16 protein-coding genes are annotated in these 13,865 nt (G+C 71.8%); all 16 read right to left on the reverse strand.

Annotated elements, in window-relative coordinates:
• The 16 genes from ABUL08_RS19820 to ABUL08_RS19895 all read right to left on the reverse strand — a co-directional run bounded on the left by ABUL08_RS19820 (position 1) and on the right by ABUL08_RS19895 (position 13,859).
• Positions 1-465 carry an acetyl-CoA carboxylase biotin carboxyl carrier protein gene (locus ABUL08_RS19820; protein WP_377522359.1) on the reverse strand — a complete coding sequence of 155 codons (465 nt, stop codon included), beginning with the start codon at positions 463-465 and terminating at the stop codon, positions 1-3.
• Positions 462-2,129 carry an acetyl-CoA carboxylase carboxyltransferase subunit alpha/beta gene (locus ABUL08_RS19825; RefSeq protein ID WP_350931416.1) on the reverse strand — a complete coding sequence of 556 codons (1,668 nt, stop codon included), beginning with the start codon at positions 2,127-2,129 and terminating at the stop codon, positions 462-464. The genes ABUL08_RS19820 and ABUL08_RS19825 overlap by 4 nt, the downstream gene beginning before the upstream one ends.
• Complete coding sequence (locus ABUL08_RS19830) at positions 2,126-2,458, reverse strand: antibiotic biosynthesis monooxygenase family protein (RefSeq protein ID WP_350931417.1); 333 nt, start codon at positions 2,456-2,458, stop codon at positions 2,126-2,128. The genes ABUL08_RS19825 and ABUL08_RS19830 overlap by 4 nt, the downstream gene beginning before the upstream one ends.
• The gene (locus ABUL08_RS19835; RefSeq protein ID WP_350931418.1) at positions 2,455-2,781 is read right to left on the reverse strand and encodes an antibiotic biosynthesis monooxygenase family protein; all 327 of its coding nucleotides are present in this window, start codon (positions 2,779-2,781) and stop codon (positions 2,455-2,457) included. Before ABUL08_RS19835 ends, ABUL08_RS19830 begins: the two co-directional genes overlap by 4 nt.
• 1 nt (position 2,782) lies before the next feature.
• On the reverse strand, positions 2,783-3,532 hold the full coding sequence (locus ABUL08_RS19840) for an SDR family NAD(P)-dependent oxidoreductase (RefSeq protein ID WP_350931419.1): 750 nt from the start codon (positions 3,530-3,532) through the stop codon (positions 2,783-2,785).
• Positions 3,533-3,547: 15 nt separating this feature from the next.
• Positions 3,548-4,303, reverse strand: coding sequence for an SDR family NAD(P)-dependent oxidoreductase (locus ABUL08_RS19845; RefSeq protein WP_350931420.1), 756 nt, complete (start codon positions 4,301-4,303; stop codon positions 3,548-3,550).
• Positions 4,300-4,764 carry an SRPBCC family protein gene (locus ABUL08_RS19850; protein ID WP_377522361.1) on the reverse strand — a complete coding sequence of 155 codons (465 nt, stop codon included), beginning with the start codon at positions 4,762-4,764 and terminating at the stop codon, positions 4,300-4,302. Before ABUL08_RS19850 ends, ABUL08_RS19845 begins: the two co-directional genes overlap by 4 nt.
• Positions 4,761-5,024, reverse strand: a complete 264-nt coding sequence (locus tag ABUL08_RS19855) for an acyl carrier protein (RefSeq protein ID WP_350931421.1) — start codon at positions 5,022-5,024, stop codon at positions 4,761-4,763. Before ABUL08_RS19855 ends, ABUL08_RS19850 begins: the two co-directional genes overlap by 4 nt.
• A gap of 24 nt (positions 5,025-5,048) precedes the next feature.
• Complete coding sequence (locus ABUL08_RS19860) at positions 5,049-6,260, reverse strand: ketosynthase chain-length factor (RefSeq protein WP_350931422.1); 1,212 nt, start codon at positions 6,258-6,260, stop codon at positions 5,049-5,051.
• Between the two features lie 81 nt (positions 6,261-6,341).
• Positions 6,342-7,595: a beta-ketoacyl-[acyl-carrier-protein] synthase family protein gene (locus ABUL08_RS19865; protein WP_350931423.1), complete on the reverse strand. Its 1,254-nt coding sequence runs from the start codon at positions 7,593-7,595 to the stop codon at positions 6,342-6,344.
• Entirely contained in the window at positions 7,592-8,005 is a 414-nt protein-coding gene (locus ABUL08_RS19870; protein WP_350931424.1) for a cupin domain-containing protein, read from the reverse strand. The genes ABUL08_RS19865 and ABUL08_RS19870 overlap by 4 nt, the downstream gene beginning before the upstream one ends.
• Positions 8,005-8,367 (reverse strand): TcmI family type II polyketide cyclase, encoded by a 363-nt coding sequence (locus ABUL08_RS19875; protein ID WP_350931426.1) that lies wholly within the window; start codon positions 8,365-8,367, stop codon positions 8,005-8,007. Before ABUL08_RS19875 ends, ABUL08_RS19870 begins: the two co-directional genes overlap by 1 nt.
• 146 nt (positions 8,368-8,513) lie before the next feature.
• Positions 8,514-10,544, reverse strand: a complete 2,031-nt coding sequence (locus ABUL08_RS19880; protein WP_350931427.1) for an AfsR/SARP family transcriptional regulator — start codon at positions 10,542-10,544, stop codon at positions 8,514-8,516.
• A 527-nt stretch (positions 10,545-11,071) separates the two neighbouring features.
• Positions 11,072-12,916, reverse strand: a complete 1,845-nt coding sequence (gene asnB / locus ABUL08_RS19885; RefSeq protein WP_350931428.1) for an asparagine synthase (glutamine-hydrolyzing) — start codon at positions 12,914-12,916, stop codon at positions 11,072-11,074.
• On the reverse strand, positions 12,913-13,398 hold the full coding sequence (locus tag ABUL08_RS19890; RefSeq protein WP_350931429.1) for a hypothetical protein: 486 nt from the start codon (positions 13,396-13,398) through the stop codon (positions 12,913-12,915). The genes asnB and ABUL08_RS19890 overlap by 4 nt, the downstream gene beginning before the upstream one ends.
• Positions 13,395-13,859 carry a DUF1772 domain-containing protein gene (locus tag ABUL08_RS19895; RefSeq protein WP_350931430.1) on the reverse strand — a complete coding sequence of 155 codons (465 nt, stop codon included), beginning with the start codon at positions 13,857-13,859 and terminating at the stop codon, positions 13,395-13,397. Before ABUL08_RS19895 ends, ABUL08_RS19890 begins: the two co-directional genes overlap by 4 nt.
• Positions 13,860-13,865: the final 6 nt, after the last annotated feature.

A 13,865-nucleotide genomic window follows, 5' to 3' on the forward strand; every position in this document is an offset into this window, starting at 1 on the left:
TCAGGTCCCCTCCCCGGCCGGCTCCAGCAGGACGAGCGGCTGCTCGTACTCCACCGAGGTGCCGTCCCCGGCGACGATCCGGGCCACCCGTCCGGCTCGCTCGGCCAGCACCGGGTTCATCAGCTTCATCGCCTCGACGATGCCGACCTGCTGCCCCGGCTCGACGAGGTCGCCGACGGCCACGAACGGCGCCGCTCCGGGCTGCGGTGCCCGGTAGAACGTGCCGACCAGCGGCGCCACCACCGCCGCCCCGGGCGTCTCGGGCGTCTCAGGCACGTCGCCGGCGACCGGGGCCAGGGCGGCAGCCGGTCGGACGGCCGGCACGGCCCACTCCACCTCGAGGCGGACCGGCCCGGCGGCCATCGTGACCCGGCTGGCCGGGGCGCCGCCCGCGGCGAGCAGCCCGCCCAGGTGCCGGCACATCTCCTGCAGGATCGCCGAGGACTCCGGCGGAACTCCGGTCATCGCTGCCTCCCGATCCGCCGGAACCGTGCCGCCCGGTCCCGCAGCCGGATCCGGGGATCCGCCTGGAGCTGCCCGGCGAGCACGCCGATCACCGCGTCCATCAGCATCTCCGAGGCGGCCTGCGGATCCCGGTGGGCGCCGCCCTCCGGCTCGGGCACGACGCCGTCGACGATCCCGGCCCGCAGCAGCGCGGCCGGGTGGACACCGAGCGCCTCGGCGGCCTGCGGGGCGGCGGCCGCGTCGCGCCACAGGATCGCCGCGCACCCCTCCGGGCTGATCACCGAGTACGTGCCGTTGGCGCTGATCAACACCTCGTCGGCGACCGCCAGTGCGAGGGCGCCGCCGCTGCCGCCCTCACCGGTCACCACCGTCACCACCGGGACGTCCAGGCCGCTCATCAGCCGCAGGTTGTCGGCGATGGCTGCGGCTTGTCCGGTCTCCTCCGCGTGCGCCCCGGGGTGGGCCCCGGGCGTGTCGATGAGGGTGAGCACCGGCAGGCCGAGCTTGCCGGCGAGTCGGAAGAGCCGGGCGGCCTTGCGGAAGCCGGCCGGCGACGCCATCCCGAAGTTGTGCGCCACCAGCTCCTGAGTGGTGTGGCCCTTGTGGTGCCCGGCCAGGGCGACCGGCAGACCGTCGAGCAGACCGATTCCGGTGAGCACCGCCGGGCAGTCGGTACCGGCCCGGTCGCCGCGCAGCTCCACGAAGCCGTCCAGCAGGTGCGCCACGTGGTCGGCGACGGTCGGTCGGCCGGTCTCCCGGGCCAGTTGGACGCCCTGCCACGCGGCTTGCCCCGGCAGCCGCCGCGGGTCGCGTTCCACGGTGTCGCGCCGGCCGGCGGTCCAGCCGTCCGGGGTACCGCCGGTGACCGCGAGCAGCCGGGTCAGGTAGGAGCGCAGATTCGCCCGCGGCTGCACGTCGTCGACCATGCCGTGGGCCAGCAGGTGCTCGGCGGTCTGGAAGTCCGCCGGCAGCTGTTCCCGGATGGTCTGCTCGATGACCCGGCGGCCGGCGAACCCCATCCGCGCGCCCGGCTCGGCCACCACGACGTCGCCGAGCGAGGCGAACGAGGCCGCCACCCCGCCGTACGTCGGGTCGGTGACCACCGTGACGGTGAGGATCCCGGCACGGTCCAGTGCGCCGTACGCGGTGCTGGTGGTGGCCATCTGCATCAGGGCGAACGCACCCTCCTGCATGCGCGCCCCGCCGGACGCGGTGACCACGATCAGCGGCCGCCGCTCGGCCAGCGCGATCTCGGCGGCCACCACGATCGCCTCGCCCTCGGCCACTCCGAGGCTCCCGCCGAGGAACCGGAAGTCCATCACTGCGAGCACCACCGGATACCCGCCGATGGTGCCGCGGCTGGCCTGCACACCGCGGCTCATCCCGGTGGCCGTGCGGGCCTGCCGCGCCCGCTCCCGATAGGGCTTCCGGTCGGCGAAGCCCAGCGGGTCGTCGGCCGTCTCGGGGACCGGCACCGGCGAGGCGGTGTCCTCGTCGAGGAGCTGGCTTGTCCGCTCGGCCGCGGTGAGCGGACTGTGCCAGCCGCAGCCGGGACACACCCCGAGATCGCGGATGAACCGCTTCCGGTAGGTCAGTTCGCCGCACCCGCCGCACCGGAGCCAGTCGTCGAGCGTGGTCGGCGGCCGTTGCAGAGCCGTGGTCACGAGCGGTCACCTCCCGGGAAGGGGTCGCCGTAGCGGGCGGCCACCCGGAACACCTCGAACGGCCGGGTCCGGCTGTGGTCCCGGAACGGCCGCAGCGGGGCGGTCTGCTCCTGATGTCCCGGGCTGCTCTCCCAGGTGGCGAAGTCGTCCCAGCCGCTCCACCGGCTGACCACGGCGAAACTACGTCGGTCCGCGACGCCCTGTTGCAGCTCGTTGCCGAGCAGGCCCGGCGTGCCCGCCATCCGGCGGCTGGACTCCTGGTAGGCCACCAGCACCTGGTCGTAGTCGTCCGCCTGGTGGTAGACCATCACCTGCACCTGGTCGCTCATCGGGACGCTCCGGTCCCGGCCGGCAGGTGGGCGACCACGTGCATGGTGGTCATCGAGCCGCCGCTGCGATAGGGATGCAGCTTGGTGCGGTGCTCGAGGTGCCGGTCGCTGGTCTCGAACTCGCGGAACAGCGGCTCGTTCACCCAGTCGCTGACGATGTAGTAGATGCCCTCCTCGTCCAAGCTGCGCGACAGCCACTGGCCGAGGTTGGCCGGGTGAGTGGTCACCGAGTCGCCGACCTCCCGCCAGACCCGCTCGAACTCGGTCTCCAGACCGGACTTTATCTGCATCCGGAGCATCACCCGGAAGCGCTCGCCGGCCATCTCAGATCCCTCCGTCGACGTTCAGGGTCTCCCCGGTGATGTACGAGCTGAGATCACTGAGCAGGAACAGCGCCACCGCGGCGACCTCCGGGACGGTGCCCAGCCGGGCCAGCGCGGTCTTGCCCGAGTACATGTCGCGCAGCCCTTGGGCGCGCTCCGGCGGCATCGCGTCCATCGCCTCGGTCTCGATCACGCCCGGGGCGAGCACGTTGATCCGCAGGCCGCGGGCACCGTACTCCTTGGCCAGCGAGCGGCTGAGCCCGATCATCGCGGACTTCGCGGCGGTGTAGTGGGCGCGCAGCGGGATACCGGCGGCCGCCCCCCGGGAGCCGATGTTCACGATCGAGCCGCGCTCACCGAGCAGCGGCAGGCACTGCTGCACGACTCGGAACGCCGCGGTGAGGTTGGTGTCGAGCACCCGGTGCCACTCCTCGACGGCCAGGTCGGCGTACGGGATGTGGCTGATCACCCCGGCGTTGTTGACCACCCCGTCGAGCCGACCGAAACGCTCCCGGGCCTCGTCGGCGAGCCGGTCGACCTCGGTGACCTCGGCCAGGTCGGCCCGGACCACGTGGTGGTCGCCACCAGTCTCCTTGAGCGCGGCGACCAGGCTGTCCACCGCAGGCCCGTCACTCCGGTGGCAGGTGAGCACGTCGGCGCCGGCCTCGGCGGCGGCCAGGACGATGCCCCGGCCGATCCCCCGGGTGCCGCCGGTGACCAGTATCTTGCGGCCCTGCAGACCAAAGTCCATGCTGTTCTCCCTCTGTTAGACGCAACCGTCGACGTGGATGTTCTGACCGGTGACATAAGCGGAAGCGGGGCTGGCCAGAAAGACCGCCACCGCAGCCACCTCGGCGACGGAGCCGAGCCGGCCCAGGGCGTTGAACCGGGCGAAGATCGCCCGCTGCCGGGCGGCCTCCTCGGGGCCGAGCGCGTCCAGTGCCTCGGTGTCGATCCGGCCGGGTGAGATGACGTTGACCCGGATCGCCTCGCGCCCGAGTTCGCGGGCCAGCGAGCGGGTGTAGCCGACGATCGCCGCCTTGGCGGCGGTGTAGTGCACACCGCCCGCCATCCCGACGAAGGTGACCGTCGAGCCGAAGTTGATGATCGAGGAGCCAGGCGGCATCAGACGCAGCGCGCCCTGGCTCAGCTGGTGCGTCGCGGTCAGGTTGCCGGCAATGGTGCCCGCCCACTCGTCTGATTCCAGGTCGGCGTACGGCCGGGGGCGGAAGGCGCCGGCGTTGTTCACCAGCACCTCCAGCCCGCCGAGCGTGGACGCGCACTCGTCGAGCAGGCGCCGCGCCTCCGCTGGCTGGCTGACGTCGGCGCGCACCACGTGGTGCCTGCCTGGCAGCTCGGCCAGCTCGGCGCGCAGCGAGACGGCGCTGTCGTCGTCGGCGCGATGACAGGTGACCACGTCGGCGCCGGCCCGGGCCATCGCCAGCACGATGCCCCGACCGATGCCCTTGGTGCCGCCGCTGACCAGTGCTCGCCGCCCGGCGAGCGCGCCCGCTGCGGTCACCGGGCTGCTCCGGCCCGGGCGGCGGCCTCCACCTTGTCCTTGATGAGGCGCATCTGCACGACCGTGTTGCGGTTGAGCCGCTCGGTCATCGCGGCGTCGTCGATCGGCGCGTCCGGTTTCATATGGAAGTCCTGCACCCAACGCATGCGCACGCCGGCATCGGTCTGCTGATACGTCCAGTTGATATGCATGAACTCGAAGACGCCGGTCTCGATCCGGTGCGCGTGGACCTCCAGGGTCCGGCGGTCCGCCGTCCGCTCCGACACCCAGCTCCACGACCGGCCCTGCTCGTCCGGGTGCAGGGTGAGCCGGAACCGGACCGTGGGGCCGTTCCGGGTGAGGATCTCCGCGGACGCGTACTCACTGAACAGGTGCGGCCAGTTCGCCACGTCGTTGGTCATCTCCCAGACCAGGTCGAGCGGGGCATCGATCACGATCGCGTTGTCGGTGTGCCCGTTCATGCCGCGGTCACCTCGGTGAGGCGGCAGTTGATGTAGTCGATGGTGGCGCGGGGGGTGGTCATCTCGATCACGCAGTCGTCCGGCATCCGTACGCCGTACTCGCGCTGCACCACCGCGGCGAGCTCCAGCATGGCGAGGGAGTCGTAGCCGAGCTCGGTCAGCGGCGCGTCCAGGTTCTCCGGCCCGAATGCCGGGTTGCCACCCAGTCCCTCGCTGGTGGTGAAGAGGTGACGTAGGTCGTCCAGGGTGAAGGTCGTCATCCGAATCTCTCCTTTCGGTGGTGGTCAGACGGTCAGGACCAGTGCTGCGGTGAAACCGCCGTAGCCGCGGGCGAGCACCAGCGCGCTGCGCGGCTCGCTGCGGCGGGTCTCGCAGACCAGGTCGAGGGCGGGGCCGACGGCTGGTCGGGTGACCGGCCCGGTCGGTGGGATCACGCCGGCGCGCAAGGCGAGCAGGGCGGTGGCGACGTCGAGCGCGGCGCCGGCGGCGTACATCCGGCCGGTCAGCGCCTTCGGCGCGGTCACCGGCACGCCGCCGGGTGTGAAGATCTCGGCCAGCGCCTCGGCCTCGAGCTGGTCGGCCGACGGGATCCCGGCGGCGTCGGCGAAGACCATGTCGACCGCGCCAGGCTCGAGCTGCGCCTCGGTGAGTGCGGCGCGGATGGTGCGGGCCAGCACGGGTGGACGCGGCGAGCCGGGCGGCGGGTCGAAGCCGGCGGCGTACCCGGCGATCCGGCCGTAGACGGCGGCGCCGCGCTCGACGGCCGCCGCCGCATCCTCGATGACCAGCATCGCGGCACCTTCGCCGGGCACGTGTCCGGACGCGTCGGCGTCGAACGGCAGGTACGCCCGGGCAGGGTCGGGTTCCGCCGACAGCCCGCCGTTGCTCAGCTGCGCGACCAAGCCGTACGGGCAGAGCGAGGCGTCGGCTCCGCCACTGAGCACCAGCTGGGACCCGCTGGCGAGCAGCCGCCGGGACTGGCCCAGCACGTCGAGCCCGCCGGCCTGCTCGGTGCAGATCACTCCGCAGGGCCCGCGCATCCCGTGCCGGATCGACACCTGGCCGGTGGTGGCGGCGTAGAACCAGGCGATCGACTGGTAGGCACCGACCCAGTGCGGTCCCTTGGTGTAGAGGCGTTCCATCTCGTGCTGGCCGAACTCGGTGCCGCCGGACGAGGCCGCGGTGACCACGGCCATCTCGTACTCGGGCAGCTCTGCCGGGTTGACGCCGGCGTCGGTCAGGGCGTCCGCGGCGGCGACCAGCCCGAAGTGGGTACCGCGGTCGGTCTGCGGCACCAACCGGGCGGGAACCTGCTCGGCTGCCCGGAAGCCGGGCACCTGACCGGCCACCCGGACGGGGTAGCCGCCGGCGTCGAAGCGGGTGATCCGGCCGATCCCGCTCTTGCCCGCCAGCACGGATGCCCAGTGTTCCTCGGTGGTGACCCCGGTTGGCGCGACGACGCCGATCCCGGTCACCACGGCGCTGGATGACTTCACGGATGTCCCCCGATTCCTGCGGAACGGTCTCGTTGCACCATGCCGCTCACTTCTGGATTCGCTCTCGAGAGCCACTCGACGTCACCACCGGCTCAGCACCATGGCGCTCTGGAATCCGCCGAACCCGCTGCCGACGCTGAGCACCACGTCCATCCGGTGGGCACGCGCGTCGCCGGGCACGTAGTCGAGATCGCACTCCGGGTCGGCGACCGTGAGGTTGGCCGTCGGCGGCACCACCTGGTGGTGCAGGGCCAGCGCCGACGCGGCGACCTCCAGCGAGCCGATCGCACCCAGTGAGTGCCCGATCATCGATTTGATCGAGCTGACCGGCACGTCGTAGGCATGCGCCCCGAGGGTCCGTTTGAACGCCGCGGTCTCGTGGCGGTCGTTCTGCTTGGTGCCGGAACCGTGCGCGTTGACGTAGTCCACCGCGGACGGGTCAAGCCGGGCCCGGTCCAGTGCCACCCGGATGGCCTCGGCCATCTCCCGGCCGTCCGGCTTGAGCCCGGTCATGTGGTGCGCGTTGCTGCGGCTCGCGAACCCGGACACCTCGGCGTAGACCCGGGCCCCGCGCCGCCGGGCCGCCTCGGCCTCCTCTATCACCATGATCGCCGAGCCCTCGCCGAGGACGAATCCGTTGCGGCGCCCGTCGAACGGCCGGGAGGCGTGCTCCGGGTCGTCGTTGTCCGGCGAGGTGGCCCGGATCGCGTCGAAGCAGGCCGAGGTGATCGGCGCCAGCGGCGCGTCGGTGGCGCCGGCCACCGCCAGGTCGGCACCGCCCTCCTCGATCACCTGCACGGCGTGCCCGACCGCGTCCAGCCCGGACGTGCAGCCGGTGGAGATCAGCGCCACCGGCCCCTCCGCGCCGGCCTGCCAGGCCACCTCGACGGCCAGCGTGCTGGGCACCATGTAGCCGTACAGGTGCGGGACGCCGTACCGGTGGTCGACCAGCCACTGCCGACCGGCGTCGGAGAGCACCGCGTACTCCTGCTCGAGCCCCATCGTGCAGCCGACCGCACTGCCCACGCTGACCGTGATCCGGGCCGGGTCGTGGTCGGCCAGGTCGATGCCGCTGTCGGCGATCGCCTCCCGGGCCGAAACCACGGCGAACTGGGCGGCCCGGTCCATCCGGCGGATCTCCTGCGGGCTCAGGCCGGCGGCGACCGGGTCGAAGTCGCACTCGGCGGCGATCCGGGAGCGGAAGTTCGACGCGTCGAACAGCGAGATGGTCCGGGTGGCGGTGCGGCCGGCGGTCAGCAGGTCCCACATCGGTTCCCGGCCGATGCCGCCGGGCGCGACCGCGCCGATTCCGGTGATCACCGCGCGGCGGGTCACGATCCGCCCCCGACGTCCGGGTTGGCGCCCGGTCCGGTCTCCTCCAGATCGACGTGACCCAGCTCCGGACGTGGGGCCAGCGGGGACAGGTGGAAGACCGCGCGGGCCTCCTCCGATCCCACGTTCACCAGGCGGTGCCGTACGCCGATCGGCACCAGCAGGGAGTCACCGGGCTGCAGGCGCACCGGGACGCCGTCCACCGACATCTCCAGCGAGCCTGCGATGACGTGCAGGAACTCCTCAGAGTGCGGATGCAGGTGCTCAGCGACCCGGTCGCCGGGCGCCAGGGTGAGCACCCCGCCGAAGCCGGACGTGCAGCCGACCGTCTTCGGGCTGAGCGTGACCCGGATGTCGCCGCCGCGCCGGGTGTTCGCCGCCACCTCGGCGACCGCCACCTTCTGGGCCCCCATCAGGCGCTCCCCCGCTCGGCGTCGGCAGCGAAGACCGGGCCGTCCTCGGGCGTCCAGACGTAGAACGGTTCGGCCATCGCATCCTTGGGCTCACGCCAGTTCGGGTCGTAGGGGGAGATGAAGTCGCCGAGCCGGGTATTGATCTGGCCGTACAGCGGGTGGCTGCGCGCCCGGTAGAGGTTCGGCGTGATGTCCTCCGGCGCCTCCACCAGGTGGAAGTAGAGGTCGTGAAAGCGGAACAGAGTCCGGCGGGTGACCCCGATCATCCGCGGCAGGTCGGTCCGGTCCGAGTCGGCGAAGACGCCGGCCACGGCCCCCGCATCGCCGGGCTTCATCCTGGCCACGATCAGACTTCGGTGCACATTCCCTCCAGGGGTTCTCGGGTCCTGTCCTCACCCTGGTGGACCGCTCTGGAAAGGTGATGGAACCTGTCTGGAGGCCGCGTCGAGGCATGAGAACGGCGATGCGCCCTGCCCGTCAGGGCAGGGCGCATCGCCGTCGGGGGAGGTCAGGCCGGGTGAACCGCGCTCAGCGAGAACGGGGACCAGTGGAACTGGGGGGCGCTGGGCAGCGGCACGGCTGCGGAGTACAGGCCGGACTCCTCGGCCCGGATGATCGAGCGGAGCGCGAGCGCGATGAGCCGGGGCAACCGGTAGCGGTACTGGGGCAGCGAGGTGAGCGGGCGGTGGCTGGGCTGGTTGGCGGCGGGCATCTCCACCGCCAGGTTCATGTCGACCAGGTGTTCCAGAATGATCTCGGCGGCCTCCGGTGTCTCGCCGATCTCGTCGGCCACCCCCCGCGGTGTCCGGCCGGCCGGCAGGGCGGTGGCCATCATTTGCAGCACCCGGCGGTGCGCGTCGGGCAGATTGCGGTAGCTCAGGGCGATGCTGCCGACCAGGTTGACCGGGCCGGCCGCGAGATCCAGGAACATCGACTCGTCGACCCGCAGGCGGTCGCGCAGCCGCCCGGCGCTCCAGCCGGGACGGGTCGACAGTCGGCTGGCGACACCGCGGACCACCAGCGGCAGCAGTTCGCACATGGTGAGCAACTCCTCGACCACCTCGCCCTCGTCCTCGATCCGCCAGGAGCCGGCGATCCCGGCGAACAGGCGCAGCCCCTCGTCCATGGTCGGGGTCGGCAGGGTGACACGGTACGCCCCGGGCAGACCCTCGTGGCGGTACCGGTTGGTGCAGACGACCGCGCACCCCGAGGAGCCCGGCAGCAACGGTTTGAGCAGCTCGGCGCTGAGCACGTCGTCGATGACCAGCAGCACCCGACGGTCGCCGGTCCAACTGCGCAGCGTCCGGCTCAGGTCGGCGACGCTCTCCGGCAGCGTCTCCCGGGGCAGTCCGCACGAGCGCAGCGTGGCGGTCAGCACGTCGGCCATCCGTACGTCGCCCGAGGTGAGCCCGGAGGCGTCGACGAAGAGCTGACCGTCCGGGAAGTGCTCGCGTACGCGATGGGCCGCCCGCACCGCGAACGTGGTCTTGCCGATCCCGAACGGCCCGTGCACCTCGACGATCCGGGCCCCGTAGTCGCTCGGCCGGCTGGCCGTGAGCACCCGCTCCACCTGCGACAGCTCCTGCTCACGCCCGACGAAGTCAGGGATACCGGCCGGCAGCTGTGCCGGCGCGGTCATCGACCGGGTCGTCGCAGCGACCGGGGCCGGGCGCGGCCGGACGACCGCAGGCGCATGTTCGGTGCCGGTCCCGTGCGGCAAAGCGTAAAGTTTCGGGTCGTCGGTGAGGATGCCCTGGTGCAGCCGGTGCAGCGCGGCGGACGGCTCCACCCCCAGCTCCTCGACCAGCCGGCCTCGCAGCTTGCGGAAGACGTCCAGCCCCTCGGCCCGGCGGCCGCTGCGGTGTAACGCGAGCATCAGCTGCCGGGCGAAGCCTTCGTGGGTCGGGAACGTCGCGACCACGCCAGCCAGCTCATCCACGATCGCGTGGTGCCGGCCCATCTGCAACAGGGCGCCGAACCGTCGCTCCATCGTGGTCTTGCGGCGCTCCTCCAGCTCGGTCACCCAGACCGAGAGCTGCCGGCCGACCGTGATGTCGACCAGCGCCGGGCCGCGCCAGAGCGCCAGTCCCGCGCCCAGGGTCTCCACCGCCTCCTCGAGCCGGCCGCTGTCGAGCTGGGCCCGGCCCCGGCTGACCGCCCGGTCAAATTCGTGCACGTCGACCCATGCACTGTCGCCGAGCCGCAGCTCGTAACCACCGACCCGAGTCAGCAGGACCGGGGCGGCCGAGGCGTCGGCCGCGTCGAGATGCGCCGGCCGGCTCTGTTCCTCGGCGAGCCCGAGCCGGCGACGGAGTTGATAGATGTAGGTCTGCATGGTGGTCTGCGCGCTGGCGGGCGGGCTGTTCTCCCAGAGCTCCTCGGCGAGCTGCTCGACGCTGACCATCAAGTTTGCGTTCAGCACCAGGGCGGCCAGCACCCGGCGCAGCTTCGGCGCCGACGGTGTCAGGTCTCGTTTCCGCCACACCCGCAGCGAACCCAATAACTCTATCTTGATCACTTCGCCCCCGTCCTGGCCCACGCCTTGACTCATTGGCGTCCTTCACAGAGGTTTCCCGTCAGGCCGTCACTCACACTAGCCAGGCGACATTGGGCTAACAAGGGCTCGAAGATTGCTCGAGGGCTGCTGAAAGGACTGGTTAAATGCATTGCGACCTTGTAAGGGGCAACGAAACCGCAGGTCACGCTCGATGCACCAAGAGGGGAGCGACCTTCGACACACCGCCCTGTGTCACATCGCGTTACTCTGCAATTCAATTCAGCCGGCCTTTACCGAGGCGCCCAGAAATGGGATCTCGACCATTTTCCGCGAACAACTTCCCCTTGAATGAGAGCGATTTCGAAACGCTCGGCGCTTTCAGCGAGCTGTCAGCAACAGCCGCCAGCAGGGCGAAGCGCGGCGGCCGGGGGGCCGACCAGGGGGCGGCGCGGCGATGTCCGCCCCCTGGGACAACGGAGAAGCCGGATCAAGTTGCAACCGTCATATGCGTGATTACATTAATATTAATTGCCGCAGCCCGCCCTGGCTGGTTACTTTCCGTGAGATGATCACACCCTCAATACGACCGCGTAGTCGGTGAGCCAGGCGTCCAGTTGCAGGACCATCTCCATGCTGGCCCGCTCCACCCAGGCGAACGCGCCTTTCGGCGCCTCGGCCGCGGCCAGCGCAGCAGTGGTCGCCGCCGGGTCGAGCAACGGGGCGACCGCCGCCCCGGGATCACTGGCCACCTCGGCGAACCGGCGCCGCACCGCATCGCCGTAGGCGGCCTCCTGGATGGTCGGGTAGGCGCTCTTACGGCGCTGCAGCACCGGCGCCGGCAGCAGGTCACCGACCGCCTCGCGGAGCAAGCCCTTCTCCCGCCCGCCGGCCCGCTTCAGCTCGGCCGGCACGTTGTAGACGTACTCGATCAGCCGGTGATCGCAGAACGGCGGCCGCAACTGGACGCCCGCGGCCATGCTCAACCGATCCGCCCGGTCCAGGTGCGTCGGCGCCCATCGGGTGAGCGCCAGGTAGGTCACCTCCCGCGCTCGGCGCTCCTGGGCCGTCGCACCCGGCAGGTGTGACACCTCGGTCAGCGCGTCCCGGTAGTGGCTGTCGGCGTACCCGAGGAAGTCGAGCCCTTTACGCAGGGACCGGTCGATCAGGGAACAGCCCAGGCCGCCGGCGGCCGCGTCGTGGCCGCGCTCGAACGAGACCCACGGGAAAGTCGTCGAGTTGCTGTGCTGCGGGTCGTACGCCCAGAAGTAGCCGTCGAAGACCTCGTCGGCGGTCTCCCCGGAGAGCACCGCGCGGCGGCCCTGCTCCCCCAGCCGTCGGAAGAACAGCAGCAGCGAGGCGTCCATGTCGCCGAGCGGCGACGGTGCGTCCTGCGCGGCCATCGCGGCGCGGTGCAGCCCGGGATCGGTCAGCTCTGCCAGGTCCACCAGGATCTCGGTGTGCCGGGTGCCGACGTGCTCGGCCACCATCGCGGCGAACGGCGCGTCCGGGGTGGCCCGCATCGTCGGATGCGGCCGGAAGTTCTCCGTGTAGCCGGCGAAGTTCACCGAGTACGACCGCAGGCCGGCGTCGTCGCGCGCGGCCAGGGCGGTCAGCGCGCTGGAGTCGATGCCACCGGAGAGCATCGCGTCCACCGGCACGTCGCCGCGCCGGTGACTGGACACCGCCTCGGTGAGCAACCGCCGGACGGCGGCCACGGTGGCCGGCAGGTCGTCCTGGTGCGGCACCGCTTCCAGGGTCCAGTACCGCTGCTGGATCAGGCCACTGCCGCCGAACCGCACGCAGTGCCCCGGGCGTACCTCGAAAATGTCCTTGAAGACGGTGGTCCCGGGAAGCTTGCCGTGGGCGAACAGCTCACGCAGCCCGTCGGCATCCACCACCGGGTCCACGGCGGGATGCGCGAGCAGCGCCTTGGGCTCGGAGCCGGCGATCAGGCCGGTGCCGCGTTGGGCGTAGCAGAGCGGCTTGACGCCGAGCCGGTCGCGGACCAGCAGCAGCTCCTCGCGGCGCGGGTCCCAGACGACGATCGCGAACATGCCCTCCAGCCGGGACGCGAACTCCGCACCCCACTCCACATAGGCCGCCAGGGCCACCTCCGCGTCACCGCCGCTGGGGCACCAGCGCCCGCGTCCGCGCAGCTCACGCCGTAGGTCCTCATGGTTGTAGATCATTCCGTCGAGCATCAGGACAGCCCGGTCCGGCGCGACCGCCGGCTGCGCAGTGACGGCCGGCGCGACCGCGGCGAGCCGCTGGACGGCGAACGCGACGTGCGGCGCCGACCACTCCCCCTCGCCGTCCGGGCCCCGGTGGCGCAGCCGTCGGGCCATCTGCCGCACCATCGCCGGGTTCACCACGTCCTCCCGGCCGAAGTCCACCCACGCTGCCAGTCCGCTCATACCGATTCCTCCTCCAGCCGCACCTCGACCAGCGACAGGCCGCAGCGGCGCACCGCGTCGCGGACCTCCTCGTCTGTCGGAGCGCGATCCACATTGATGGTGATGCCGAGCCGGCGTTCCGCGCCGGCCCGGCCGTACTCGTTGATCAGGTGCGTGTAGCCGGCCACCGTGCGGTCGAACGAGTCGACCAGCCGCAGCTCGACCGGCCGCCGGCGGCCCCGCCAGGTCATCGCAGCGTGCGCCCCGCCGGCGAAGTTGTGCCGCCATCGGCTGCCGGTGGCGATGAAGAGGCCGTCGCCGAGCCGGTGCAGGCCGGCGATCACCTCAAGGTCACGGCCGGTACGCCGACCGCGGAAGTGCAGCAGCACCAACCGCTCCCCCATCGGCCCGGGTGCCGGCCCGGCCAGCCGTTCCCGCAGCTGAGCGTCCTGCCCCTCCGGTACCGGGGCCGGGATCGGGCGCACGATCGCCGGGGCGGTCACGCCTGCACCACCACGGCGGCGGCCGCCAGCAGGCAGGCGGTCACCGCGAACCCGGTACGCAACAGGTTCCAGCCGCGCCACCGTCGCCGCGGGTCCGGCCAGGATTCGTCGACCTCGGCCGGATCGGTGCGCTTGACCCGGCTGTTGATCGGCACGTTCCCCAGCTGGGACACAAGGGCGACGCCGACCAGAGCAATCGCGACGCCGGTCAGCAGCGCGGTGCGGGCGCCGTGCGGGCTACGGACCGCCAGACTCACCGCGGACCCGAACGAGGCCAGGTTGATCAGCGGCATCACCCGGTCGTAGCGGCGGCCGAGCAACTGATGGGTGGCCACGTACCGGTCGGGGGTCATCGCCTCGAGCGCCGGGACAACGCTCAGCGCCACCGCGAAGAGCACCCCGGCCAGCAATCCGGAGCCGGTCAGCACGATCATCGTGAGAGTCCGGTCCACCAAGCTCATGCGCGC

The sequence above is a fragment of the Micromonospora sp. CCTCC AA 2012012 genome (genome assembly GCF_040499845.1).
GTDB lineage: Bacteria > Actinomycetota > Actinomycetes > Mycobacteriales > Micromonosporaceae > Micromonospora > Micromonospora mangrovi.